Below are 26785 nucleotides of genomic sequence, written 5' to 3'. Positions count from 1 at the left end.
AACGCGTTTTTGACAGGAGGGAATCCGCATGTACGGGTACGGTTTGGGATACGGCTACGGCTTCGGGTACGGCATCGACCCGATGTACCTGATGCTGGTCGTGGCATCGCTGGCGCTGGGCCTCGTCACCCAGTCCTACATCAATTCCACCTACCGGAAGTGGTCGAAGGTGCGCTCCGACGGCGACACCGGCGCCGCGGTGGCGCGGCGCATGTTGGACGCGCTCGGGTGCTCGCAGGTGGGCATCAAGTCGGTGGCGGGCACGCTCACCGATCACTACGACCCGCGGGACAACAACCTCTACCTCTCCGAGGCGAACCGCTCCGGCGGCTCGGTGGCGAGCGTGGCCGTGGCCTGCCACGAGGCGGGGCACGCGGCCCAGCGCGCCCAGGGCTACGCCATGATGCGCGTGCGCTCGGCCCTCGTGCCGGTGGTCAACTTCACGCAGCAGGCCTGGATGCTCGTGTTCCTGGCCGGTGTGTTCCTGAACGTCTCCGGCCTCACCACGCTCGCCATCGCACTCTTCGCGTTCTCGGTGGTGTTCCAGCTGGTCACGCTGCCCGTTGAGTTCGACGCCAGCCGCCGCGCCGTGGCCTACATCGAGCAGAGCGGCATGAGTGACACACAGGTGCGCGGTGCGCGCCAGGTGCTCACGGCGGCGGCGCTCACGTACGTGGCGGCCGCGCTGACGAGCATCCTGCAGCTGCTCTACCTGCTGTTCCAGACGCGCGGCCGGGATCGCGACTAGCGGAGCGTTCGGTTTTCCGTGCGTTCGGGTTCATTTGAACCCGAATGACAGGTCCGGCCCTACACCACGCCCGTCTTCTCGAAGTGCTTCTTCAGCAGCTTCCGAGCGACCAGCGAGCCGATGAACGCGCAGATTGCCGTCACGCAGAGCATGACCGCTACGAACCAGGGCGTCGACATGGTGGTGAGCGTCTCCAGGTAGGCCTCGCCGTGCATGCTCCCGTAGCTCGCGATCGTCTGCTGGGAGAAGAACAGGAACGGGACGTACATGCCGCCGAACGCCGTCGCCACGGCGTAGAGCATCCAGCTCGCGGTCAGCGCGCGCAGGTCCGCCGCGCCCCGGGCCCGCGTCAGCAGCAGGCACGCGATGGCCGCGATCAGGCCGCATGCCATGTTGGGCGGGTACAGGCCGCTCAGGGATACGGCGGCCATGAATACGAAGAGCATCCGCGAGCTGCGCGTCCGCACCCCCACCAGGAAGAAGGTGATGGCCGCCAGCACGGCCCAGAGGGGGCAGACCAACACCATCGTGTACGGCGTGAAGGACAGCAGCGCGCAGAGGAAGTAGATCACATAGGCGCAGACCACCATCAGCGCGCAGGTGATCAGGTCCTTCATCTGGAACGGTCTGGTCGCGGTTTCCGACATGGGAGATTCCCTTCTCTACAGGCTCGCCATCGCACCCGATGCGAGCACTCCGACAATGATTCCGTACATCGCGACGAGCGCCAGGCACGCCACGAGGTCGCGGACCGTGAACGCTACGACGAGGTAGCTGGTCTTGGGGCAGGGGCAGCTGATGCCGCGCGTCTCCGCGGAGGCGGCGAGCTCGCTCGACGTCATGAGCGCGCGCATGATGAGGGGCACGACGAAGCCCTCGTACACGAGCGCGGGATGGCGAACCAGGCGAAGCGGCGTCACGCCGACGGCGCGCGTCCGCATGCCCTGCGCGATAGATTGCACGTCCTGCTGAAACGAGGGAATGAACCGGAGCATCACGGCGACGGCAACCACGAGCTCCCGCGGCAGCCGCATGGCCCGCAGGGCGGTGACGAGCGCCGCCATCTCGGTCGTGGCGTACATCGTGCCCACCGCGAGCGCGACCACCACCGCGCGCAGGAAGAGGAAGTAGATGATCGACGCGAGGACGAGCGGCACGACCTGGGCGAGCGCGAACAGGGCACCCCAGGCGACCATGAACCTGGCGGCGAGTCCGGGCCGGCCGACCGCGAGGGCGAAGAGCGCTCCCGCGGCCAGCAGGGGCAGGCTCGCGAGCCGCCCCGGCAGCGAGAAGGCGAGCGTGGAGACCATGAGCGCGTTCAACAGCTTGACGCGCGGGTCGAGGACCGGGCCCCGCGACCCGCGCACGGGTGCCGGGGCGGGCTCGGCGGCCCCGGATTCGGCCCCGGTCTCGGTGCTCCCCCTGCCGCCCCCTTCATCGCAGGCGAGCCCTGCCATGAAGGCGCGCACGACATCCAGGTCCGCGTCCGTTTCCAGCGCGACCGCGCGCGAGATCGCGCCGTCCTCCATGAAGAGCACCCGGTCGGCCGCGCGCGCGATGAACTCGAGGTCGTGCGTGATGACGAGCGCGCAGCGGCCCGCGTCCCGCAGGGCACCCACCGCCCGCGCGCAGGCCGCCATGCTCGCCCAGTCCAGTCCGCTCGTCGGCTCGTCGAGAATCACCAGGGGCTTCTGCGAGACGAGCGCCGCGGCAACGGTCACGCGCTGCTTCTGCCCACCGGACAGCGATTGCGGGTGGTCGTCCCGAACGGGCGCGAGCCCCAGCAGCTCCAGGGCCTCGTCCGCGCGCGCGACTCTCTCGGCGTCGCCCTCGCGGCCCAGGAGCAGCTCCGCGCGGACGCTGTCCGTATAGAGCTGGAAGTCGGCCTCCTGCATCACGAAGTACGCGGCATCCGAGAGCCAGCGGCGCCGCGTCCGGCGGCCGTCCACGAGGAATCGTCCCCGCCGGCAGGGGACGAGCCCGGCGATGATCTTGCCGAGCGTCGTCTTGCCGCAGCCGTTCCGTCCCACGAGCGCGACCACCTCGCCCCGGCGGAGCGTGAGGGCAAGATCGCGGATGATCGGCTGGGACCGCGGCGGCGCGAAGGCTATACCGGCGGCTTCGAAGAGGGGGACGGCCGGTTCGGGGGTCGGGTGCGCCCGCGGGCGGAACGTCGTCGCTGCCGGGCGCGCCGCTGCCCGCCTCGCCGCCGGCCCCGGCCCCGCGGCCGTTTCCGGTCCGTGTTCCGTTACCAACCCCGGTCCTGCCGCGAGTCCCATTCCGCGCCCCGTCGCCGGTCTCTCGCCCGTCCCCAGCCGGACCCGGCCTAGGTCGAGCTCCCGCAGCCCCCGGCGCCGCAGCTCGCCCGGGGCGAGGCTCCGGAGCTCCGCGCCCGAGAACTCCTCCGCCAGCCGTCCGTCCCGCAGGTACAGCACGCGGTCGGCCAGGTGCGCGAGGTAGGAGAGGCGGTGCTCGGACACGACGACGGTCTTGCCCGCCGCCTTCAGCCGGGCGAGTATCGCGCGCATCCGCTCGATACTCGCCAGGTCGAGGTTGGCCGAGGGCTCGTCCAGCACGTACAGGTCGGGCTGCATCGCCCAGGCGCCGGCGAAGGCTACCTTCTGCCGCTCGCCGCTGGAGAGGTCGAAGACGCTCCGGTTCGCGAGGCCTTCCAGCCCGCCCGCCGCGAAGGCGGCATCCACCCGCCGCACGATCTCGTCGTGCGGGACCCCGTAGTTCTCGCAGGCGAACGCCGCCTCGCACGAGCTGTTGGTGGTGAAGAACTGGCTGCGCGGGTCCTGGAAGATGGAGGCACACCGCCGGCCCACCTTCCAGGGGGCGGTCTGTCGCACGTCGCGCCCGAAGAGCTCGTCCGCACCCGTCAGCTCGCCGGGGAAGAAGTGGGGGATGAGGCCGTTCAGACACCGGACGAGCGTCGTCTTGCCGCAGCCGCTCGGCCCGGTGAGCACCACGAACTCGCCGGGCCGCACGGCACAGCACAGATCCCGCAGGCTCGCGGCGTCCCGGCCCTCGTAGCGAAAGCCCACGTCCTCCAGCCGGGCGACCAGCCCCGTCTCGCTCATCGCGCGACCTCCGGTGCAAGCCGCGGCGAAGCCCCCGGACCGGCCTTCGGCGTGAGCTGCGCCGCGGCCTCCGGACCGTCCCCCGGACCAATCTCCGGACCAACCCCGGCCCCCACCGCAGCCCCGCGCGCCAGCGTCCACGACGCCGCCTCCTCCCGCGCCGCCAGGAACCGGGCGTACACGCCCGGCTGCGCCGCGAGCTCCTCATGGGTGCCCCGCTGGACCACCCGTCCGCCGTCGATGACCACGATCTGGTCCGCCGTCCGCACCGTCGAGAGGCGGTGGGCGATGGTCACGAGCGTCTTTCCGCGCGTGAGCTCCTCGATGGCCGCGATGAGCAGGAGCTCGTTCTCCGGGTCGATGGAGCTCGTCGCCTCGTCCAGGATCACGAGGGGCGCGTCCTTCAGCATGGCGCGCGCCAGCGAGATGCGCTGCCGCTCGCCGCCCGAGAGGGTCGAGCCGCCCTCGCCCACCACCGTGGCGTACCCCGCGGGCAGGGCCGTGATGAACTCGTGGCAGCGGGCCCGCCGGGCCGCGGCAACGACCTGCTCGTGGGTCGCCTCGGGCGCGCCGAAGCGGATGTTCTCCTCGATGCTCTCGTGAAACAGGTACACGTCCTGGAAGACCATGCTCACCTGGGCGAGCAGGGCCTCAGGATCGATCTCGCGCACGTCGGTGCCGCCCACGCGCACCGCTCCGGCGTCCACGTCTCAGAAGCGCGCTATCAGGTTGGCGAGCGTCGTCTTGCCCGACCCGGACGGTCCCACGATGGCGCAGGTGGTTCCGGCGGGGATGGTGAGCGACACGTCGCGGAGCACGGGCGTCTCGCCGTAGGAGAAGTCCACGTGCGCGAGCTCGATGTCGAACGGGGGCTGCAGGCTTCGCCGCTCGCCGTCCATCGCGGGGATGTCGAACACGGATTCCAGACGGTCGAGCTGGGCCGCCAACAGCTTGGAGAGAAATGCCCCGTCGCCCATCTGCTCGATCTCCATGAACACCAGGAACGAGGCGACGATGAGCGTGAGGCACACGGCCGTGTCCACGATTCCGTCCACGGCGAGGAGCGCCGTCGTGCCGAAGAGCACCGCCGCGCCCACCCGGAAGAGCGAGCTGTAGAGCTTCATGGGCACGGCGGTCCCGCGCGTGCAGTCGATGTCGATCCGGTACTTCTCGTCGAAGGCCCGGTCGACCTCGGCCGTGCTCCCCGTGCCGGTAAACGATCGCACCACGGCGATGCCCCGGATGTACTCGATCGAGCGCCCGGTCAAGCTCTCCTGTGCCCGCTGCATGCGGGCCGTGAAGCGCGCGGCCCGGGACTGCACGCGCGTCAGGGCGATGGCCCCCAGGGCGAGGATGGCGAGGACCACCGTGCCCACGGGCGGGCAGAAGACCGTGATCATCGCGCCCATGAACAGGGCCTGGGAGAACCCGCCCACTAAAAACGAGAGGCCGAGCGCGCAGTTCGCCTCGAGGTCCCCCATGGTGGTGGTCAGCACCGTCTGGATGTTGCCCAGCCGCTGCTCGGAGAAGTAGCCCATCGGCGCCCGCTTGAGTTTGTCGCCGATCTCCAGGCGCAGGTCGTGGAAGAGCCGGTAGCTCGATTGGGTGAGGAAGATGTCGCTCAGGTACTGGCAGACGAACTGCCCCGTCACGCTCGCCGCGAGCATGCCCACCGCGGTGAGCGCGACGTCCGTCGTCAGCGCATGCATCTGCGTGAATGCAAAGAGCACGGCCATGAGGACGAACGACGCGAAGAGGGACTTCAGGATCCGAAACGCCAGGCCCCATACCATTTTGCCGCGATAGGTCGGCCCAGCGAGGTTCAGGATCCGTCGCACGATCGCAACCATCTACGCCACCTCCTCCGTCGTCGTCGGGTCGATGACGGACGCGTCCCACATCCGCCGGTAGAGCTCGCAGCGCTCCAGCAGCTGCTCGTGCGTGCCGGTGTCCGCGATGCTCCCGTCCTCCAGCACGACGATGGCGTCGGCCGCGCGCACGGTGGAGAGCCGGTGCGCGATGACGATGAGCGTCTTGCCCGCGACGAGCTGGGTGAGCGCGCGCTGGATCTCGCACTCGCTCTCCGGGTCCGTGTAGGCGGTCGCCTCGTCGAGGATGATGACGGGCGCGTTCTTCAGGAAGGCACGAGCGATCGTGACGCGCTGGCGCTCCCCGCCGGAGAGCGAGCCGCCGGCGTCCCCGGCGGGCGTGTCGTAGCCCTGGGGGAGGGCGCGGATGAACGCGTCGGCTGCCGCGGCCCGTGCCGCGGCCTCGACCTGGGCGTCCGTTGCCCCGGGCCGCCCCATGCGGATGTTCTCGCGGATGGAGCTGTCGAAGAGGAAGGTGTCCTGCGCCACGTAGGAGACGTGCTCCGCCAGCTGCGCGGCCGGCATGTCCCGCAGGTCCACGCCGCCGAGCGAGATCTTGCCGGCGCCCGGGTCCCAGAAGCCCGCCAGCAGCTTCGCCACGGTGGACTTCCCGGAGCCCGAGGGCCCCACGAGCGCCACCATGGTCTGGGGCGCGATGTCCAGGCTCAGGTCGTGCAGGACCTCCGTCTCGCCGTACGCGAACCCCACGTGGCGGAGCGCGAGCGCTGTGCCGTCCAACTGCGCGCGGTCGTTCGGACGCTCGAGCTCGGGAGTCTGCAGGAACGCCGTCACGCGGCTCACGTGCTCCTTGATCATGACGAAGTTCTCGGATTGCTTCGCCACGCGCATGAGCGGGGCGATGAAGCCAAGCGGTAGGATCAGCCCCAGCACCAGCACCGGCAGGGCAATCTGGCCGTGCATATACAGGAGCAGGCCCACGGGCAACGTGCCCAGCAGCGTGCAGGGCATGATGGCCTGCACCGCGGCGGACCAGAACCAGCACTGCCGGTACCAGGCCATCGTGGAGGTGTGGAAGAAGTCGACCGCCCGGGAGAACGCCCCGTACGAGGAGCCCGAGCGGCTGAAGGCCTTGATCACCTGGATGCCGTTCACGTATTCCACGAGTGCCGCGTTCATGGCGTTCCCCGCCCGGGTGTAGGTGTCCATGCGCTCCCGGTAGCGCCACGTCATGCCGCAGTAGCAGAGCGCCGCGAGGGGGAGGGTGGCGAACGAGGCGAGACCCATGCGCCAGTCGATGCAGAGGAGCGCCAGGACGGAGACGAGCGGCGCGACGATGTTGGAGGTGAACTCGGGCATGAAATGGGCCATCGAGTCCTCGAGCTTCGAGATGGTGTCCACGAGCAGCATCTTATGGGCGCCGATGGGCGTGTCGATCATCGCGCCCAGCGGCACGTGCTCCATCTTGCGCGCCACGGCGCGACGCATCTCGCGGAGGATCGCGTAGGTCGCCAGGTGCGAGCAGAGCGTGGAGCGGTACGTCAGCAGCTCCCGCGCAACCTGCCCCAGCAGGGCGACGAGGAAGAGGACGAGCGCGAGGGAGGGCGTCGCCTGGCCGGACTGCCAGGCCGGAGCGATTTGCCCGGCCGGCGCGACCTGGCTGGCCGGCCCGCTCAAAAGGCGGCCCACGAAGAGCGCGACCGCCACGTAGGGCAGCATGCCGCAGAGCTCGCCCGCGATGGCGAGGGCGACGGCCCGGTAGAGCGCACCGCGGTGCGGGCCGGCGTAGGCCAGGAGCTGGCGCACGCCGCCGGCGGACGTTCCCGGTTGATTCGTTTCGGCCATGGCGATCTCCTTTGCGTGCTTGATGAGTTCTTGGCAGTTGGATGTGAGGACGTTCCGAGCGGTTCTGGAGTTCCGAGCCGTTCTTAAAAGTTAGAAGAGTCTTACTTTATGTGCGGCAGGGGCCCCGTTTCGCTCTTGGGCGTCGCGGGGCCCGCCTCAGGCGGCCAGGTGTCCGGCCCGCCCGGCCCCGATGCCGAGCAGTCCGTACCAGCCGTGGTGTTCGAAGATGACGATGCTTTTCAGGTAGTCACGGGCCGCGGTGGGCGCGATGTCGTGCCGGACGCACTCGCAGATGGATTCGATGAAGGCCCGCGCGAGCATGTGGAGCTCCATGCGCCCGGGGCGGTGGGTGGCGATGCCGAGCGCGACGAGGTGGTCCACGTAGGCCTCGTACGAGTCGGTGTACGAATCGACGATCAGCTCCACCGTGTCCTCGTAGGGGGAGCCGTCGGCGCAGCAAAGGAGGAGCTTGAAGGCCGTCGCCTGCTCGTACATGGCGTCGATGACCTGCATGACGCCGTCCAGCGAGCACTGGATGGCGGCCTCGGACAGCATGTGCATGGCCGGATGGGCCGCGTCCTCCTCCGCGGCGATGGTGCGAGCTTCTGCGATGACGTCGAACGCGGGCCGAAGGAGCTCCTGGAACAGCTCCTCCTTGCCCGGGAAGTGCCGGTAGATCGCCCCCGTGGTGACCTCGCTCTTCCGGGCGATGTCGCGCAGGTTCGCCTTCGCGAATCCCTTGTCCAGGAATTCCTGCGCGGCGACGGCGAGGATGCGCTCCCGGGTGCGCTGGGCGGCGTGGGGCATGGAACCGGAATCCCTTCTGATAACGAGGTTATCTCAGGTAACAGGATTACCGGTCCACGGGGAGATGTCAACGAAATCAGACGGATGGCGCGAATACGGGGACGAACGGTACGCGGGACAGGGGTTGTGTACGAACGAACCAGACACGTTCTTTCACGCCCGCCGTCCGCGGAGCCGGGTGAAAGAACGTGTCTGGTTCGTTCGTACACGGCGCTCGTGTCCGCGCCGTGGGGTAGACTGCTGGGCAGGCAACAGGGAAGCGAGGGGAGCGGCACGTGAGCATTTGGGACAAGACGGCGGTCGCCGCGGACGGCTCGCCCGGGGAGGCGCAGGACGACGGTGTGCTGACCGTCGCCCAGGCGGTGGAGCTCGCGAACGGCAAGCTCAAGACCATCCCGCGCATCACTATCATCGGCGAGGTCTCGGGCTTCAAGGGCCCGTGGGGCCAGCGCGGCCACTGCTACTTCGCCATCAAGGACGAGGACGCCGCGCTGCAGTGCCGCATCTGGGGCGGTGTGTACCAGCGTCGCTCCTTCGACCTCGAGAACGGCCAGAAGGTGCAGTTCACCGGCCGGTTCGACGTCTACAAGGCCAAAGGTGAGCTCGCCTTCATCGCCGATTCCTTCTCCATGGTGGGGGAGGGGCTCCTGCGCCAGCAGGTTGACGCGCTCGCCCGCAAGCTTCGCGGCGAGGGGCTCATGGACGAGTCGCGCAAGCGGCCCATTCCCGCCTTCTGCGAGCGCGTCGCCGTGGTGACCTCGCTCTCGGGCGCCGTGATCGACGACGTGAAGCAGACGCTCCAGCGGCGCAACCCCTTTGTCGAGATCATCTGCGTGGGCGCCAAGGTGCAGGGCGAGGGCGCCCCCGAGGAGCTGATCGAGGGACTCGCCCGCGCCGCGGCGATCAAGCCAGCGCCCGACTGCATCTTGCTGGTTCGCGGCGGCGGGAGCTACGAGGACCTCATGGCCTTCAACGACGAGGCGCTCGCCCGCGCGGTGGCGGCGTGCCCGCTGCCGGTGGTGACGGGCATCGGCCACGAGCCCGATAACTCCATCTGCGACATGGTCTCCGACCGGCGCATGTCCACGCCCACGGCCGCTGCGGAATCCGTGGCGCCCGCGCGCAAGGACCTCGTGGAGCTGCTCGCCGCCCGCGCGGAACGCCTTCAGGCGTGTGCGAGCGGGCTGGTTTCCGAGGCATCGGCCGACCTCGATGCCGCGCAGGAGCGTGCCTCGCGGGCGATGGGGAACCGTCTGGACCGTTTGCAGACGGCCCTTGACGCGGTGGCGTCGCGCCCCGTGCTCACCAAGCCCACGGCATCGCTCGAGCAGCGCGTCTTCGAGTTGGACCGTGCGGAGGAACGGCTACAGGATGCGGGCGGCCGCGTGCCCGCCGCGTTTACCGCTGCCCTCGATCGCCTGTCTCCGCGCCTGGCCAATGCGAGCGCCGGTGCGCTCGGTTCGCGCCGTCACGCGCTCTCGCTCATGTCATCGCGGCTCTCCGCGGTATCGGGTGGCATCGTCGAGAAGCCCGCGGCCAAGCTCGCGGAGAGCGCGGCCAAGCTCGAGGCGCTCTCGCCGCTCAAGGTCCTCGCGCGCGGCTACTCTATTGCGTACAACGGCGATGAGGTAGCGACCTCGATTTCCGACTTTGTCCCGGGAGGCGTGCTTTCGGTGCGGCTCGCCGACGGGCGCGTGTACGGTACGGTCAACAAGGTGGAGGGTACGGCAAGCGCTGTTCCCACCGGAAAGAAGGGATAAGAAACATGGCAGACGAGAAGCGTCCCGTGGAAGAGCTCACCTACAAGGAGGCCTCGCGCGAGCTCGAGCTCATCATCCGCAACCTCGAATCGGGCGATCTGGAGCTCGAGGACTCGCTCGAGGGCTACGCCCGCGGTGTGGAGCTCCTGAAGAGCCTGCGCACCCGCCTGGCGGATGCCCAGCAGAAGGTTTCCGTGCTCATGAAGGAGGCGGACGGCACCGACGTGGTGGTGCCCGAGGCCAAGAAGGAAGGGGAGTAGCCATGTGCCAGGATCCCAATTGCATCTTCTGCAAGATCGCCGCGCACGAGATTCCGTCCACGGTCGTGTACGAGGACGACCAGGTCATCGCCTTCGACGACCTGAATCCCCAGGCGCCGGTGCACACGCTGGTGATTCCCAAGGCGCACTATGCCGACATCGCCGATGACGTGCCGGTCGAGACCATGGGCGCCATGGTGCACGCCGTGAAGGAGGTCGCGGCCAAGAAGGACCTCACCCAGGGCTTCCGCGTCATCTCCAACAAGGGCGCCGACGCCGGTCAGACCGTGATGCACTTCCATATGCACGTGCTGGGCGGCAAGCACCTCGGCGAGGGGCTGCTGCCGGAGGAATAGCTCTCCGGAGCAATAGGCTTCCTTGAGGAGCGGATTATCCGCGGGTGCTTCCAACGGGGAGCGCCCGCGGTTGCGTATCGGTCTCCCTTTCGTCTGTTCGCCGGCGCGCATGAGCGGTAAAATCAAACTACCTGTGTACACCGCAACAAGGGAGACCAATGAACGTCCTCGTCGTCAATGCCGGCAGCTCGACCCTCAAGTACAAAGTCATCGACACCAAGACCCGCGCGGTCTCGGCCAAGGGCGCGTGCGAGCGCGTCACGTTCCCCGGCGGCACGTTCACGCACCAGGCGTGCGGCGAGAAGAAGGCCACGGACTCCGTGGAGTTCCCTGACCACAAGGCCGCCATCAAGGTGGTGCTCGAGGACCTCGCCGCCCATGACATCAAGGTCGAGGGCATCGGCCACCGCATCGTGCAGGGCGGTTGGTACTTCGGCGATTCCACGCTCGTGGACGACGACATCCTCGCCAAGATCCGCGAGGTGGCCCCGCTCGCCCCGCTGCACAACAACCCCGAGGCCGACGTCATCGACTACTGCCTGCACGAGTATCCCGAGCTTCCCAACGTCACGGTGTACGACACCGCCTTCCACTTCGACATGCCCAAGGTGGCGAGCACCTATCCGCTGCCCAAGGACGTGTGCGAGAAGCTGCATATCCGCAAGTACGGCGCGCACGGCACGAGCTACCGCTACATCAGCCAGGAGGTCGAGCGCATCACCGAGGGTCGCGCCCGCAAGGTCGTCGTCTGCCACATCGGCTCCGGTGCCTCGCTCTGCGCCATCCAGGACGGCCACTGCGCCGACACCACCATGGGCCTCACCCCGCTTGACGGCGTGATGATGGGCACCCGCTGCGGCTCCATCGACCCGGCCACGGTGTGCTACCTCCAGCGCGAGGGCGGCTACACCTACGACGAGGTGGACGAGATGATGAACAAGCACTCCGGCCTCCTCGCCGTGACGGGTAAGACCAACGACGTCCGCGACGTTGAGGAGGGCACCGAGGAGGGTAACCCCGACTACCGCCTGGCGTTCGACATGTTCGTCTACAAGATCGCCGCCAAGGTGGCCGAGATGGCCTGCGCCATGAACGGCATCGACACGTTGGTCTTCACCGCCGGCATCGGCGAGCACGCCCCCGCGGTGCGTGCCGGCGTCTGCGATCGCCTGGAGTGGCTGGGCGTGCGCATGGACCACGCCATGAACGCGCTGCGCGCCGAGGGCGAGTGGAAGGTCTCGCGCACGGCGTCTTCCGTGGATATCTACGTCATCCCCACGGACGAGGAGTTCATGATCGCGTCCGACGTGGAGCGCATCATCGGCCAGGCATAAGGCTTTCAGCGGATAACGAGGCCCGGGGCCGCGCCAAGCGGTCCGAGAGGAGGACCCCTATGAACGTGCTGGTCGTCAACGCCGGCAGCTCCACGCTCAAGTATCAGCTCATGGATTCCGACACCCGCGAGGTGTTCGCCAAGGGCAATTGCGAGCGCATCGGCCAGGATCGCGGTATCTTCGGCCACGCCGAGTTCGGTGGCGAGAAGGTGGTGGAGGACGCGCTCTTCCCCGACCATGCCTCCGCCATCGATCGCGTGCTGAAGTGCCTGGCCACGGTGGACGTCAAGATCGAGGGCATCGGCCACCGCATCGTGCAGGGCGGCTGGTACTTCGACGATTCCGCCCTGGTAACGGAGGACGTGCTCGCCAAGATCCTGGAGGTGGCGCCGCTGGCACCCCTCCACAACTACGGCGAGGCCGCGATCATCGAGCACTGCATGGCCGCCTATCCCGAGCTGCCCAACGTGGCCGTGTTCGACACCTCGTTCCACATGAGCATGGCGCCGGTGGCCTACACCTACCCGCTGCCGCGCGCGGTGCGCGAGAAGTACCATATCCGCAAGTACGGTGCACACGGCACAAGCCATCGCTACGAGTGGATGGTGGCCAAGCAGCTGCTGGGGGACGACTGCCATCGCCTGCTCTCGTGCCATCTGGGCAACGGTGCCTCGCTCTGTGCTATCGAGGACGGCGTCTGCCGCGACACCACCATGGGCCTCACCCCGTTGGACGGTCTCATGATGGGCACCCGCTGCGGCTCCATCGACCCGGCCACGGTGTGCTACCTCCAGCGCGAGGGCGGCTACACCTACGACGAGGTGGACGAGATGATGAACAAGCGCTCCGGCTTGCTCGCCGTCTCGCAGATCTCCAGCGACGCGCGCGACATCCGCGCCGGTGCCGATGAGGGCGACGAGAACTGCCTGCTCGCCTTCGATATGTACGCCTACAAGGCTATGCAGCAGGCGAGTGCCATGATCGCGAGCATGGCGGGCGTGGACACCATCACCTTCACAGCCGGTATCGGCGAGAACGACTGGACCATCCGTCGCGCGTTCTGCCACTGCTTCGAGTGGCTGGGCGTGCGCGTGGACGACGTGCGCAACCAGCATGCGGTCGGCCGCGGCCCGCAGGTCATCTCGGCCGCCGGTTCCTCGGTGACCGTCATGGTGATTCCCACGGACGAGGAGTACATGATCGCCAAGGACGTGGAGCGCCTGACGGCGTAGGCGTTCTGAATCGCGGACGGTATCGGGAAGCCGTTTCCGCCCATATGAGCGTTCCTGTTGGGAGCGGACCCGCTGGCTGCGGGTCCGCTCCCACCCTTTTAGCTCGTGGGTTCTAGACGAGTTTCCAGGGAATGTCGTCGTCCGCTGCTTCCAGCTCGGCGAGCAACGGGGTGCCGTCCGCGGTAAAGAGCCCAGTGGGGAAGCTTGCGTCCGCTCCGGTACGGGCGTAGGCGAAGGCCAGCTGGACGCGCAGGCTATCGGCGGTCCAAACGGCGGGATACGCAGCGGCGGTGAGCCGCTCGAGGGCCTCCGTCTCCAAGCGCACGTGCAGGCCCAGTTGGAAGAGCGCCTGCTGCCGTGGGTCGTCGAGCCGCGTGGCAAGCCCTTCGATTCCCGCTTGGGCGAGCAGCTCCTCGTCAACGTGGTCGAGGGTGGCGAGCACCCAGGGAGCGCCGGGGCCGGGATTGCGCTTGATGCCGGCGAGTACGGGCTTACCGTTCGTGCCCTGGTAGCGCAGGGAGAACGTTGCATGGGTGCGATTGCCCGAGGCGGTGTTCAGGCCGCGTGCCACGCGAAAGTCCTCGGTGAGCGTGGCGAGGGGGTTTGCCCCCACGGGAACGATCCGGGCAAGCAGCGAGAGGAGCGCTCCCGGCACGTGCACGTCGGTCTCGAAATCGCGCGGATAGCCCTTGAGCGCGAGCGCGGAGGGCGCCGTGGTCAGCAGAGCGTCGGCGGGGCGGCGCTTCACCGAGGGCTTTGGTGCCGCAGGTTCCGTGCGTTGCGGGCGGTTTGACGGAGCGGCTACCGGAGCGGGTGCGGGGTCGTTTCCCTTTTCCTGCTCAGGGGTGGCCACAGGCGCCTTCGGCGATGTAGCGGGGGCATCCGGGACGGCCCGCTTCGTCGCGGTGAGGGTGACCTCCTCGTCTCGGCCTGTGTAGGGGTCGTACGTCACCGTCAGCGCGATGGCGGGACGCTCGTCCGGAGCGGCCGCGGCGGCATCCGCGGCCTGCTTTTCCGCACCGGCCGGTTCAGCGGGGCTTTCGGAGTCCTCAGGGGCGGGAGCGGGTTCGTCGGCAACCACCGGCACGTTTTCGCACTCCGACTGGTTCAGCTCCGCAGCAACCACCGGTTCCGGTGCGGGGACGGGCTCTGTGGCGGGGGTGGAGGGCGCGCTGTCGGCAGGTTCCGTCTCCGGGGCGGTGGCGCGCCCTGCTGCTTCCGGCGCCGTACTCGCCGGCTCGACGCTGCGCCTCACCCGTTTGGGGCGTGCGGGCTTGAGCGTCTTGGCACCCTTTTTGCGCTTCCAGGGTTTGCCGGTCTTCGCAGAGGAATCCTTAGCGGTTTCCGGGGCGGCGAGGGCGGCGTCCCAGTCGGGCTGCGCAATCACCGTCGCATACAGGCGACCGCCTTTGAAGACTATGAGCTCGATAAACTCCGAGAGCGCGTCGAGCAGCGCGCGCGTGTCGGTAAAGCCGAGGTCGTCCGCCGTCATGCGGTCGGAGGCAAGCGCCTCTTCCACGCGGGTGGCAAAGGTCTGCTTGCCGCAGCCGAGCTCACGGGAGAGGAGGGCATAGAGATAGAGTTTGTTGGCAGCGCTCAGCTGAGGTGCGATCGAGGTGTCGTGGCGCATGGAAATCCAATCGTTGAAAGGTCAACCTCACAGTGTACCATCGGGCCGGAGGTGGCTTTGGCCCTGACCTTTGGATTCTCTTGCGCCCCCGTGCGGCTACGACGTCGCGGTCGTTCCCCGCGCGGAGTCTGTGCCGCTTCCGCTCCGGTTCGATTCACCCTGGTTTCCCGTGCCGGCGGATGAATCGCTGCCGGCGGAGCCGCCGCTCGCGGTGTCGCCGCCACTCGTATTGGAGCTGCTGCTATTCGACGATTCCGATGAGTTCGAGCTATCGGTCGAGGCACTCGAGTCGCTCGTCGAGCCACTTGAGTTGGAGGACGAGGAGCTCGTTGAAGACGATGGAGAATTCGTCGCGCCCTGCTGTCCCGAGGAGCTGTTCTGAGAGGTGCTCGCATCCTGTGAGGAGCTGGAACTCGTATCCGCGCCCTGGCCACTTAGCTGAGCGTCGCTGCCGTCCGTCGTGCTCTCATCCTGCGCGAGCGGCTCGTAGATGATCGAGTTGGGCCGCGTGCCGAGCCCCTCGCCGGCGGTGGTGATGAGGATGATGCCGGCACAGAGCACGACGGCCAGGATGGCGGCGACCACCGAGGCAGCCACGATCTTCCGCTGGACGTCGCTGCGCTCGGCGGCGGCGCGGGCGCGGAGCTTGGTGGGCGCGATACGGGTGCCACCGGCCTCATTTCCTGCGGAGGCGGAAGAGCGGTAGCCGGCGGTTCCGAAGGGCTGGTAGGTCGTCGCGTCGTTGTCGGCGTAGGCACCCTCGTCGAGCGCATCGGCTCCCCATGCGGACGCCGCGGGGCGGTACGCGACGGCCGTCCGCGAAGCGTCGGCATCGGTGGTGCCGGTCGAAGAGCTGCCCGGTGTGAGCTTGCGCGCTCCGGCGGTGAGGATGCGACGGTACACCTGGGTGGAGACCACGGTGATCACCGAGCTCAGAGCCGCGCCGATCACTGAGCCGACCACGCCGATCTTGGACATCAACAGCACGGAGGTGGCGGCTGCGGCGGCGCCTGCCACGATTTGCGCGATCGAGAGACCGTCGAAGAGCCCCTCACGAGGTGTTATGGGTTGGGTACTCCCTATGGATGGTGCAGCGGCATCGGCGCGATTGACCACGCGCGTGCGCTGCAAGTCGGTGTACTCGGGTAGTTGCGAAGCCATGTCCGGTTCCTCCCGTCCGGTTAAACTGGGACCCCGTGGGTTGCCACGCCCAGTGGGCCACATAGCTTAGTACCCCGACCGCTCGAGCGGAAGGCGCTTTAGAGGGCGGCCACATAAACTTAGCGGCATCGTAAGAGGCGGCGCTGAACATATATCGCCCGTGCGCGGCGAACCCCTCAGGCCGTCGCGTTACAGGCCGTCGCGTTACCGCCGGCTCAGAAACGGGTTGCGCTCCCGCGTGATCGCGCGCCGAATCTTAACGTACTCGATGAGCAGCAAAAAGAGCAGCAGCGTCATTACGCCCAGGTAACTTGCCACGGCGCCGGTGAGGCCCAGGAGATTCACCAGGATGAGCGGGGCTACCACGGAGGCAGCGAAGCAGATGAGGTAGAGCTTCATGACATCGCCCGCGCGCCGAAGGACGCACACGATGGCATAGAGGAAGTCGATCGCCGCGGTCACCCCGCCGGCGGCGACCATCAAGTAGGCGAGCAGGCGGAACCGCTCGAAGTCGAGTCCGTACAAAAAGCTCATGAGCGGTATGCCGAGCCACGCCATGAAGAGCCCCGCGACCACGGAGATGCCCACGACCACGGTGAGCATGGCCACGACGATGAGGTCGAAGCGCCGCCTCCGGCGTGGGTTGGACCAAATGCTCGTCAGGCGCACCAGCTGCGGCTTGTACAGAAAGCCCACGGTGAGCAGGATCGCCTGGGCGGGGAAGTACAGCGCGTTGAAGTACAGCTGGTTCTCGTAGGCGAGCGTGCCCTCCATCACGAATTTCGGCATGCTCTCGATGAGGTTGAAGAGCAAAAGCGCCGCGGCGAGCGGGAGACATTGGCGAAAGAGCGCGGTGACCTCGTTCAGGCGGATGGGGGCGGAGCGCTCCGTCTCGAGCAGGGCGAGCGGAATCGTTACCAGCACGAGCGAGGCAACGGTCACCACGGCCATGGCGATGCTCGCCACGCCCAGGTCGCGCGTGACCAGGAGCAGCAGCGAGAAAGAGACGATCGCGAGTCCCGATCTGATCGTCTGGCTGATGCCGGCGAGATAGAGCTTGTCCGCCTGCTGCAGGCGCCCCTCGTACACGTCGGCGACGCCGTCGACCACCTTGTAGACGTAGACGCCCAGGCTGATCGCCATCATGGCCGCATCGTAGTCGCGCAGGGTGCAGTAGAGTAGGCCGATCACGAAGGCCGCAATGCCGGTGAGCCATCGATTGACCTGGTAGGAGGCGAACGAGGCGTCCTCGTCCAGGTCGGAGACCTGGTGCGTGCGCACGCCGTAACCGGCCGCGATCATGAGCAGCGTGCCGGTGACGAACGCCATCGCGAACATGCCGGCGCCCTCGGCTCCCGCGAGCTGCGTCGCCACGATGGAGAGGACGGGGAACACCATGCCCCAGACAGCCGTTCCCGCGGTGTTCCAGAGATAGTCGCGGGTGGTCTCGTGCTCTTGGTATTCGGCTTCCTGGTCGGAGAGCGAGCCCTCGTACACCGCCTGGAGCAAGCGCGTCCACCACTGGTTGACAAGGCGCGCCACAGGCGAGATGAACCGGTTGCGCGCCGCTCGGTGACGAGTCGTCCCGCGTTGCCGCGCCGCGCGTGCGGCACGGGCCTTCCGAATCGTGTCCCAAGGGCTGCTCGTCATGTGCTCCCGCTTTCAACCGTTCGTCTGCCTCGCCATTATAGGCGGGTGCGCTGGCGGGGATTCCTCCGCGCTACCGACGGTACGCGTCTGTCCACCTGGTCTCCACCACCCGCCGAATACCTCGCTCGGCTAAAGCGCAATTGCGGTATGAAGGAATGCAATGATTTTTCCGCACGGCCGAAAGGACCAGATCATGGCAAACGAATCGATTATGAAGGTGCTTGAATCCCTGGGCATCCGCACTGCCGGTGCCGACGCCGCTCCCGTCCACGTTGACCTCACCGTTCCCGAGCTCGTGGAGCACGCGCTCGCGGCGGGGGAGGGCAAGCTGCTTGACAACGGCGCCCTTTCCGTGGAGACCGGCGAGCGCACCGGCCGCTCGCCCAAGGACCGCTTCATCGTGGACACCCCCGACGTGCACGACACGATCGCCTGGGGCGGCGTGAACGTGCCCATCGCCCGCGAGAGCTTCGAGTCCGTGCGCGACGGCATCGCCGGCCGCTTTGCCGAGCGTCCGCTTTACGTGGTGCGCGGGCTTGCCGGCGCCGACCGTCGCCATGCCCGCAAGTTCCTGATCGTGTGCGAGCGCGCGAGCCAGGCCCTCTTCATCAAGCAGCTGCTCGTGCGTCCCACGGACGAGGAGCTCGAGACCTACGGCGCCCCCGATTTCACCGTCCTCGCCGCTCCCGACTATAAGACCGACCCCGAGCGCGACGGCGTGCACTCCGATGCCACGGTCATCATCAACTTCGAGGACCGCATGACCGTCATCGCGGGCACCGGGTACTCCGGCGAGATCAAGAAGTCCGTGTTCTCGGTGATGAACTACCTGCTGCCGGTGGAGGACAAGGTGCTTTCCATGCACTGCTCCGCCAACGTGGACCCCGAGAGCGGCAAATCCGCCGTGTACTTCGGCCTCTCCGGCACCGGCAAGACGTCGCTCTCCGCCACCATCACGCGCCAGCTCATCGGCGACGACGAGCACGGTTGGGCGCTCGGCGACAGCGTCTTCAACATCGAGGGCGGCTGCTACGCCAAGTGCGATGGCCTGACGGAGGAGCGCGAGCCCGAGATCTACCGCGCCGTCCGCTTTGGCGCGCTGACGGAGAACGTCGTCTCCGACGCCAAGCGTCATCCGGACTACTTCGACCTCTCGCTCACGCAGAACACGCGCGTGGGCTATCCCGTTGAGTACATCCCCAACTGCAACCCGGCCGGTACCGGCCCCGAGCCGAGCATCGTGTTCTTCCTCACCTGCGACGCCTTCGGCGTGCTGCCGCCCATCGCGCGCCTGACCCGCGAGGCCGCCATGTACCACTTCGTGACGGGCTTCACCTCCAAGGTGGCCGGCACGGAGCAGGGCATCGTCGACCCGGTTCCGACGTTCTCGGCGCTCTTCGGCGAGCCCTTCATGCCGCTCGACCCGATGGTCTACGCCGACATGCTCGCCGAGCGCATGGACCGCAGCGGCGCCAAGGTGTACCTGGTGAACACCGGCTGGGTCGGCGGCGGCTACGGTGTGGGCAACCGCATCCCCATCCAGTACAACCACGCGAGCATCGCGGCCGCCTACGACGGCGCCCTCGATAACGTGGAGTACGTGCACGACGACATCTTCAACCTGGACGTGCCGGTCGAGTGCCCGGGCGTGCCCACCGAGATGATGGACCAGCGGAGCTTCTGGGCCGATCCCGAGGCCTACGATGCGAGCGCTCGCAAGCTCGCCGGTATGTTCGAGGAGAACTTCGCACGTCGCTTCCCGAACCTCCCCGACGAGGTCCGCGATGCCGGTCCGCATGCGTAGGCATGTTGTCGCATAACCTGGCTTCGAGGGGCGTCGCTGCTGCGCGGCGCCCCTTCGCGTATCCGGTGCCGGTGGCCCGGCGCGCTCCGCATCATGGCCCGCGTGTCCGCTCCCCGATAGGCTTTTCTTGAATCTCAGGGGGCCGTTTCCCTCTGTGCTAGCATTTCTATTTTGATAGAATGGCCTGTATATCTAGGGAGGCGACTCGGTGGCATCTGATTCCACGGCTTCCATTTCGAACGCGGTCGCAAAGACGGTGCTCAACAAGGACCTGCTCATCCTGCGGCAGCTCGTGACCAAGGACTTCAAGCTCAAGTATCGTCGCAGCGTGCTCGGCGTCCTGTGGAGCGTTTTGAACCCCCTGCTCATGATGGTGGTCATGAGCGTCGTGTTCTCGTTCCTCTTTAGCTCCAACATCGAGAATTACCCGCTCTACCTCATCGTGGGCAACATCACCTTCAGCTTCATGTCGGATTCCACCTCGGCGGCCCTGACCTCGTTCATCGCGGCGGCCCCGCTGCTCAAAAAGGTGAAGGTCGACAAGTTTGTCTTCCCCGTGCAGAAGGTGCTCTTCGCGCTCGTGAATTTCGCCTTCTCGCTCATCGCCGTGGCCATCGTCATGCTGTGGTACCGCGTGGTGCCGAGCTGGCATCTCATCCTGCTGCCCGTGTGCCTCGTCTTCCTCATGCTCTTCTGCGCGGGCATCGGCCTGCTCATCGGCTCGCTCGCGGTGTTCTTCCGCGATGTCATCCATCTCTGGGGCGTCGTGCTGACCGCCTGGAGCTACATCACGCCCTGCTTCTGGGACTTCCAGATGCTCATCGATCGCGGGGCGCCGGCGTGGGTCATCATCATCATCAAGGCGAACCCCATGTACAGTTACCTCACGTTCATGCGCGATATCCTGCTGTACCGGCAGAGCCCGACGCTCGGCGTCCTCATCGCCTGCGTGGTGTGGGCACTCATCGCCCTCGCCGTGGGCGTCCTCGTGTTCCGCAGGACGCAGCACAAGTTCATCCTCTACATCTAAGGGAGGGCATCTCTCATGGCTCAAGACACCCGGGGTGCCGCCCCGTCAGTCATCGAGGTCAACGACGTCTCGATGGTCTTCAACATGGCGAGCGAGCAGCTCAATAGCCTGAAGGAGTACTTTATCGCGCTTGCGAAGCACCAGCTCTTCTTCAAGGAGTTCCGTGCGCTCGACCACATCAGCTTCTCCGTGCGGAAGGGCGAGGTCCTGGGCCTCGTGGGCACCAACGGCTCCGGTAAGTCCACGATGCTCAAGATCATCGCGGGCGTGCTCGAGCCGAGCGAGGGCAGCTGCACGGTCCGCGGCAACATCGCACCGCTGATCGAGCTCGGCGCCGGTTTTGACGTGGAGCTCACGGCGCGCGAGAACATCTACCTGAATGGCGCGCTCCTTGGGTACTCCAAGCACTTCATGGACGAGCATCTGGACGACATCATCGAGTTCGCCGAGCTGCGCGACTTCATGGACGTGCCCCTCAAGAACTACTCTTCGGGCATGGTGGCGCGCATCGCGTTCGCCATCGCCACCGTGGTGGAGCCAGACGTGCTGATCGTCGACGAGACGCTCTCGGTGGGCGACGTCTTCTTCCAGGAGAAGTGCGAGCGCCGCATCCAGAGCTTCATCGACTCTGGCAACGTGACCGTGCTCTTCGTAAGTCACTCGCTCGAGCAGGTAGAGCGCCTCTGCACGCGCGCCGTCTGGATCGAGCACGGCGTGCAGCGTATGGTCGGGCCCGTCAAGGATGTCTGCCGCGCCTACCGCCAGCAGTTCGACTAGGACGTCTCGAGCGTTCGTCCGCCATCACAGCGAGCTGAGGAGAAGGGTATGAGTGTTCAGGCTGACATCCCCCGTCGTCCGCGCATCGCGATTTTCAGTTGCGATGCCAAGCTCGGACACGAGGTGAAGGGTGCCACGCGCTACACGTTCCTGGCCTCGCTGCTCACGGCGCGCGGTTTCGAGGTGGACTTCATCACCGCGGGCTTTCAGCATTGGGAGAAGCGCCAGCGCGATCTTTCCGCGTTCGACCGCTCTGCCCAGCCCTTCAACGTGGTGTTCATCCCCGAGCCGTCCTATCCCAAGAACATGTGCCCGCAGCGCATTTGGGCGCATCACGTGATGGCGGGCAACGTGGCGCGCTACTTCGAGGAGCACCACGACTACGACCTGATCTATTGCCAGATCCCGCCCAACGACGTCTGCCTTGCCGTGGGTCGGGCAGCCGAGCGTTTCGGCATTCCCTTCGTGGTGGACGTGAACGACCTCTGGCCCGAGGCGTTCCGCGTGGCCTTCAGCGTGCCCGTGGTTTCCGATGTGCTCTTCTCCCCGTTCTATCGGCAGGCGCGACGGGCCTACGACCTGGCGAACGCGATCGTGGGAACCTCTGACGAGTACGCCGCCCGCGGGTTCCGCGATCGCGCAGAGGACATTCCCAAGCTCGTGGTGTACGTGGGGAACAACCTGATGGAGTTCGACGCGGGCGCGCGCGAGTTCGCCGATGAAGTGGAGAAGCCCGCGGATGAGACCTGGGTGGTGTACGCCGGCAACATCTCGCCGCTCTACGATTTGGAGACGCTGGTGGAGGCGGTGACCGTCGCCGCCCGCAGCTGCCCCGGGCTCAGGCTCAAGGTGCTGGGAGATGGGCCTGCCCGTTCGGCGGTGGAGACCGCGGTGGAGCGCACGGGGGCCCCGGCGGAGCTTCTGGGGTACATGCCCTACCGCAAGATGGCCGCCTATCTCAAGGCGTCCGACATGACGGTGAACTCGCTGGTGGAGAACGCGCCGCAGAGCGTGCCCACCAAGATTGGCGACTACCTGGCCGCGGGCTCGCCCATGGTCAACGCCTCCACGAATCCGGAGTTTCGCGCCAAGGTGGAAGCGGACGGCTTCGGCGTGAACGTGGATCCGGGAGACGTTTCCGCGCTCGTTGCCGTGCTGGTGGACCTCGCGGGCGACCCCGCTCGCCGCGCGGCGATGGGGGAGCGGGCACGTGCCGTGGCGGAGGAGCAGTTCGACCGTGCCCACTCCTACGAGGCCACGGTCGGCCTCATTCGACGGTTACTCGGCGCGCCTGCCGGTAACGGGTCCGCTCCGGATTCTTGATGTACGATTAACGGGTTGAGCGATCGATGCGGCGGGGCACTGCGACGTGCTCCGCCCTTTTTCGTGGAGATTGATATGGCTATCGAGCATGGTTCCGAGAAGCAGGTTGGGCGCGCGGAGACGGGTGCGCCCCTCGGGCGCACGTACAATAAGTGGGCGATTCTCGTCACGGTGCTCGTTATGACCTTCATGGTCTGCCTGGATTCGAGCATCGTCACGGTGGCGCTGCCCGTTATGCAGAAGGAGCTGGGCGCGGGCGACGAGATCCAATGGGTCTCCTCGATCTACCTGGTTGCCACGTGCATCGCGCTGCTGCCCTTTGGCCGTCTGGGCGATAAGCTCGGCAAGGTGTACGTTTTTCAGGCGGGTGTGGTCGGCTTCACGTTGGGCTCGCTGCTCTGCGGACTTTCCTCCTCGCTGCCCATGCTCGTGGTTGCGCGTGCGGTGCAGGGCGTGGGGTGCGCGCTCGCCATGGCCAACAACATGGGTATCATCACCGAGGCGTTCCCAGCGCGGGAGCGCGGACGCGCCATGGGATTTCTCTCGACCGCGGTGGCGCTCGGCATGATGGCGGGCCCGGTGTTCGGCGGCATCATCGTTTCCAGCTGGGTCTGGGAGGGCATCTTCCTCATCAACGTGCCGGTGGGCGTGGTCTCGTTCCTGGTCGGGCTGCGCACGCTACCCCATGTGCATCCGATGCGCGATGGGCACCGGGCGGGCCTTTCCATGCTCGGCTCCGCGCGCCTGTGCTTTGGCAGCCCGGAGTTTCGGCTGAACTTCCTGACCATGTTCATCGTGTTCGCGGGCATCGGCGCCTCGGAGTTCGTCTTGCCGTTCTACTTCCAGGATGCGCATGGGTTTACCGCAACGGTCTCGGGCCTGCTGTTTCTGGCCCTGCCGGTGACCAACGCGGTCGTGGGGCCTGTTTCCGGTACGGTGTCCGACCGCGTGGGGTGCGAGGTTCCCACCATGGTGGGGCTCGCGGTGTACGTGTGCGGTCTGTTGCTGGTGGGCACGTTCGGCATCGAGAGCCCGGTTGTCCAGATCGTGCTCTGCGTTGGCCTCATGAGCTGTGGGACCTCGATCTTCCAGTCGCCCAACAACGCGCTCTTCATGGATTCCGCGCCGCTCGAGGCCCTGGGTTTTGCCGGGAGCGTGTCCGGCCTTGCGCGCTATGCGGGCATGGCGATCGGCATTTCGGGGTGCTCCGCGTTGCTGTACGGACGGATGAGCGCGGAGATGGGCCGCACCGTGACGCATTTCGTCGAGGGGCGTCCGGAGGTCTTCATGGCGGGGTTCACGTTCGTGTTCCACGTGCTCGCCTGCGTGGCAGCGGTGGGCCTCGTGCTCACGGCCGTGCGCTGGCGCCGCGCCAGGGCACGGTAGAGGCCGCGGCCGGGCGTGATCGGGTGCATCGCCATCCGGCTCTGCGACTCCGCGTGCAAGCTCGCGGCAGGATTGTCGTTGAAATACACGAGTTGTGAACGCCGGCTGTTCACCGCGGCCGGCGCTCTTGTAAACCCGCCGGTCAGAGTTCATCGGTTTATCCGAGTTGTGAACGCAGCGTTCACAACTCGGGATTCGGTTGTCTTGCAGCGTTCACAGCTCCCAAAAACACAGGTGAACCTGTCTATCCCGTACCCGAGTGCCTTCAATGTATAGAGCCGCTGCATGCATCGGAGCGCTACAGGGGAGGGTTGAAATCTAACACGATTTAGACGGGGATTCCGGTGAATCTGCCACAATTCTGACTGGGCCGTCAGATGAGGGGGAGCGATTACCGCATATCGCGGTTCTGATTCTGAAAAAACGCTTTGCCGGGTCCAGTGCTTTGAAATACTGGCCGTATGAGCATTGTCTTAGCACATAGCACCGCGCGACTGTACCATCGTGCGCCGTATCGTCCGGTCTCCGAGCAGTCGTATCCGCCTCGCTCGAAACGACTTCGAACGGGTCCATGCGATACGGCGCTGGTGCAGGATGCGCGTATCAAGCTGGCGCGGTATGGAGTGCCGCCAGAGCTTTTGGAGCGCGTGCACGTCCTTGTTTCCGAGGCTGGGGAGCGCCGTCTTTCCGATGGCGTCATCTGCCATGTGCTTCGGGGAACGATGCCCGCCGGATCGATCATTCCGTTGCAGGGCGGAATCTGTGTGACCGATATTCGCCAGACCGCGCTCAATGCTGCGCGCGACCTTTCCTTTCGGGAGCTCGTTGAGTACTACTACGAGCTCTGCGGAGCATATGAGTTGCCGTTCGAAGAAACCGATGGTTACAGAGAGCGTCCGGCTCTCACTTCGACGGCTGAGCTTGCTCGGTACTTTGAGAAAACGGGTCGGCGTCATGGGGTGGAACTTGCTCGACGCGCTATCCGTTACGTACGTGACGGAGCGCGCTCTCCGATGGAGACGGCATTCGTCATGATGCTGGTGATGCCGAAGCGTGAGGGCGGGCTTGGCATTCGGGGGCTGGAGATGGATTATAGAATCGAGGTCAATGCCCGGGCCAGGCATCTTACGGCGCGCAGTTGCTTCTATTGCGATGTCTATCTCCCGCGAATTCATCTGGATATCGAGTACCACGGATTCTTCCACGATGACGAGATGCGCGCCGTGGAAGATGATGAGCGAGAACGAGCGCTCCGGGCGATGGGGCATGGTGTGATGGCGATACGTCGATGGGGGTTCTTCAACCGTGCTGTCTTTGGGCGCTTCATGCTGTGCATTCGGCGCAAGATGGGTATCTCGCCGGCGGCGTTACCCGATGAATTCGAGCTGAGGCAAGAGGAGCTGAGGCGATTCGTGCTTCGGCGCATGGCGTAGGGGTGGCGGCGATGGTGGTGCAAAGTGCGTGGGCACCGAGCACGCTCGGCGGGTTTGCGGTTGTCGTTGAAAATCGGGAGTAGTGAACGCTCCCGGCTCCGGTTTATCCGAGTTGTGAACGCGGTGTTCATTTTTCGGATAAACCGATGGCCCCTGAGCTGGGGAAATGGCGGCGACCACTGCTTGGACGGAGAAGCCCCGTTCACTACTCGGAAAAACCCACGAGAGCCGGGCACGGCCGGGCGGATCGCTCCCGGCTCGCCGCCCGTTGCCTACTTGGCAAACATGCTTTTCTGATTCATCTCGGCCTGCACGGTCTTGAGCATAAGGTCCGTGTCGTCCAGGCCCAGGTGACGCTCGGCCTCGCCCTCGACCAAGGTGCCGCGACGCCTTGCCCAGTTCTCCAGCGCGGCGGGCGCGCTCTCGCGCGGCAGCGTGCGGACCTCGCCATCGAGCGAGCGGCAGATGTGGCGCGAGTCGATCACGATGATCTTGCCCGCACGGCGCGCCTCGGCGTAGCCGTCCAGGTGCAGGCGGAACCACGAATCCTCGAAGGCGGCGTTGTGCGCCATGATGGGATACTTCTTCATCAGGGTGAGCAGCCGCTTCTGCAGGGCCTTATCCTCGCGGAAGGGCGTCTTGCCCGCCACCATGTCCCAGGTGATGTGGTGAATGTCTGCCAGGGGCACGCCCGTCTCGCGGTACGGTTCCTCCGGCAGGCCGCAGTACACGGCCTCGCCGTCCGTGGGCACCGCGTCGCTTGTCATCTCCATGAGCTCCCAGCCCACGTTGATGATGTAGCCGCGCTCGGGCGCGCGCCCGGTGGTCTCGATGTCGATGCCGAGCACCTTGCCCTTGATGGGCTTGCGCACCCAGGCCACGGCGTAGGCGTTGGCGTCCCCGCGCACCTCGCGCATGACGGTCGCCGCTCCGCGGCCCTGGAGCTTGCCGATTGCCGCGCACATGTCGGCGTCGGAGAGGCTGCGGGCGAGCATGGGGGAGGATAGGTTGCGCAGGCGTGCCTCGCCGATATGGTCGCAGATGCCGCGGTTGCGGTCCGCGAGTTCGCGGATGAGGTCGAAGCCAAAGCTCGGGTTCTCGTTGGCGTTCCATTCGTCCACGAGCGTCTTCAGGGCGTCCTCGCCGCGCTGGCGCTCGGACTCGATGGAGTCGTAGCCGCCGGAAAAGATGAGCTCGGGAATGTAGAAGGAGTTCGCGTAGTCGAGCGCGTCGGTGAGCTTCATGTGCAAGAGGTCCTTTCGGGAACGATGTCTTGTGTAGAGTTTCCTATGTGCAACCGCTTTGGGTACCATAGCCTACCTTGCTCATGGTAGGTTAAC

Annotated in this window: 20 protein-coding genes and 1 pseudogene; 12 read left to right on the top strand and 9 right to left on the bottom strand. The window is 66.5% G+C overall.

The window, feature by feature from the left end; all coding sequences use genetic code 11:
- The first annotated feature begins 28 nt into the window (after positions 1-28).
- Entirely contained in the window at positions 29-748 is a 720-nt protein-coding gene (locus GDJ97_RS06655) for a zinc metallopeptidase (protein WP_152070518.1), read from the top strand.
- Between the two features lie 59 nt (positions 749-807).
- Here GDJ97_RS06655 and GDJ97_RS06650 read toward each other — a convergent pair whose 3' ends face one another.
- The 5 genes and pseudogenes from GDJ97_RS06650 to GDJ97_RS06630 form a co-directional block, all read right to left on the bottom strand.
- Positions 808-1395, bottom strand: coding sequence for an MptD family putative ECF transporter S component (locus tag GDJ97_RS06650; protein WP_152070517.1), 588 nt, complete (start codon positions 1393-1395; stop codon positions 808-810).
- Between the two features lie 15 nt (positions 1396-1410).
- Positions 1411-3831 (bottom strand): ATP-binding cassette domain-containing protein, encoded by a 2421-nt coding sequence (locus GDJ97_RS06645; protein ID WP_152070516.1) that lies wholly within the window; start codon positions 3829-3831, stop codon positions 1411-1413.
- Positions 3828-5540: pseudogene (locus GDJ97_RS06640) on the bottom strand (ABC transporter ATP-binding protein). The gene GDJ97_RS06645 and the pseudogene GDJ97_RS06640 overlap by 4 nt, the downstream one beginning before the upstream one ends.
- A gap of 141 nt (positions 5541-5681) precedes the next feature.
- Complete coding sequence (locus GDJ97_RS06635) at positions 5682-7502, bottom strand: ABC transporter ATP-binding protein (protein ID WP_152070515.1); 1821 nt, start codon at positions 7500-7502, stop codon at positions 5682-5684.
- 156 nt (positions 7503-7658) lie between these two features.
- Complete coding sequence (locus tag GDJ97_RS06630; protein ID WP_152070514.1) at positions 7659-8309, bottom strand: TetR/AcrR family transcriptional regulator; 651 nt, start codon at positions 8307-8309, stop codon at positions 7659-7661.
- 275 nt (positions 8310-8584) lie between these two features.
- Here GDJ97_RS06630 and xseA point away from each other — a divergent pair, with 275 nt between their 5' ends.
- The 5 genes from xseA (at position 8585) to GDJ97_RS06605 (ending at position 13251) form a co-directional block, all read left to right on the top strand.
- Positions 8585-10069, top strand: a complete 1485-nt coding sequence (gene xseA, locus GDJ97_RS06625) for an exodeoxyribonuclease VII large subunit (RefSeq protein ID WP_226808886.1) — start codon at positions 8585-8587, stop codon at positions 10067-10069.
- A 5-nt stretch (positions 10070-10074) separates the two neighbouring features.
- Positions 10075-10329, top strand: coding sequence for an exodeoxyribonuclease VII small subunit (xseB, locus tag GDJ97_RS06620; RefSeq protein WP_152070513.1), 255 nt, complete (start codon positions 10075-10077; stop codon positions 10327-10329).
- A 2-nt stretch (positions 10330-10331) separates the two neighbouring features.
- A complete protein-coding gene (locus GDJ97_RS06615) occupies positions 10332-10685 on the top strand; it encodes a histidine triad nucleotide-binding protein (protein ID WP_152070512.1) in 354 nt (117 codons plus the stop codon).
- Between the two features lie 158 nt (positions 10686-10843).
- The gene (locus GDJ97_RS06610) at positions 10844-12019 is read left to right on the top strand and encodes an acetate/propionate family kinase (protein WP_152070511.1); all 1176 of its coding nucleotides are present in this window, start codon (positions 10844-10846) and stop codon (positions 12017-12019) included.
- Positions 12020-12078: 59 nt separating this feature from the next.
- A complete protein-coding gene (locus GDJ97_RS06605) occupies positions 12079-13251 on the top strand; it encodes an acetate/propionate family kinase (RefSeq protein ID WP_152070510.1) in 1173 nt (390 codons plus the stop codon).
- Positions 13252-13363: 112 nt separating this feature from the next.
- Here the strand turns inward: GDJ97_RS06605 and GDJ97_RS06600 are convergent, their stop codons facing one another.
- The 3 genes from GDJ97_RS06600 to GDJ97_RS06590 form a co-directional block, all read right to left on the bottom strand.
- Positions 13364-14881 (bottom strand): hypothetical protein, encoded by a 1518-nt coding sequence (locus tag GDJ97_RS06600; protein ID WP_152070509.1) that lies wholly within the window; start codon positions 14879-14881, stop codon positions 13364-13366.
- Positions 14882-14977: 96 nt separating this feature from the next.
- Positions 14978-16042 (bottom strand): hypothetical protein, encoded by a 1065-nt coding sequence (locus GDJ97_RS06595; protein WP_152070508.1) that lies wholly within the window; start codon positions 16040-16042, stop codon positions 14978-14980.
- Positions 16043-16246: 204 nt separating this feature from the next.
- A complete protein-coding gene (locus GDJ97_RS06590) occupies positions 16247-17692 on the bottom strand; it encodes a lipopolysaccharide biosynthesis protein (RefSeq protein ID WP_226808885.1) in 1446 nt (481 codons plus the stop codon).
- 193 nt (positions 17693-17885) lie between these two features.
- Between GDJ97_RS06590 and pckA the strand changes: the two genes are divergently transcribed.
- From pckA to GDJ97_RS06560, 6 genes are all read left to right on the top strand, one after another.
- Positions 17886-19496, top strand: a complete 1611-nt coding sequence (gene pckA, locus GDJ97_RS06585) for a phosphoenolpyruvate carboxykinase (ATP) (protein WP_226808884.1) — start codon at positions 17886-17888, stop codon at positions 19494-19496.
- 208 nt (positions 19497-19704) lie between these two features.
- Positions 19705-20526: an ABC transporter permease gene (locus GDJ97_RS06580; RefSeq protein ID WP_152070507.1), complete on the top strand. Its 822-nt coding sequence runs from the start codon at positions 19705-19707 to the stop codon at positions 20524-20526.
- 15 nt (positions 20527-20541) lie between these two features.
- Positions 20542-21303: an ABC transporter ATP-binding protein gene (locus GDJ97_RS06575; RefSeq protein ID WP_152070506.1), complete on the top strand. Its 762-nt coding sequence runs from the start codon at positions 20542-20544 to the stop codon at positions 21301-21303.
- 48 nt (positions 21304-21351) lie between these two features.
- Complete coding sequence (locus GDJ97_RS06570) at positions 21352-22626, top strand: glycosyltransferase family 4 protein (protein WP_193221342.1); 1275 nt, start codon at positions 21352-21354, stop codon at positions 22624-22626.
- Positions 22627-22701: 75 nt separating this feature from the next.
- Positions 22702-24012 carry an MFS transporter gene (locus tag GDJ97_RS06565; RefSeq protein WP_152070505.1) on the top strand — a complete coding sequence of 437 codons (1311 nt, stop codon included), beginning with the start codon at positions 22702-22704 and terminating at the stop codon, positions 24010-24012.
- A 638-nt stretch (positions 24013-24650) separates the two neighbouring features.
- Positions 24651-25445, top strand: coding sequence for a hypothetical protein (locus GDJ97_RS06560; protein ID WP_152070504.1), 795 nt, complete (start codon positions 24651-24653; stop codon positions 25443-25445).
- A gap of 272 nt (positions 25446-25717) precedes the next feature.
- On the opposite strand, the gene GDJ97_RS06555 is transcribed toward GDJ97_RS06560, so the two are convergent.
- Positions 25718-26689 (bottom strand): 3'-5' exonuclease, encoded by a 972-nt coding sequence (locus tag GDJ97_RS06555; RefSeq protein ID WP_152070503.1) that lies wholly within the window; start codon positions 26687-26689, stop codon positions 25718-25720.
- Positions 26690-26785: the final 96 nt, after the last annotated feature.

This window comes from Collinsella sp. AK_207A, assembly GCF_902501965.1.
Lineage (GTDB): Bacteria > Actinomycetota > Coriobacteriia > Coriobacteriales > Coriobacteriaceae > Collinsella.
This window is presented reverse-complemented; position numbering and strand designations above follow the sequence as displayed.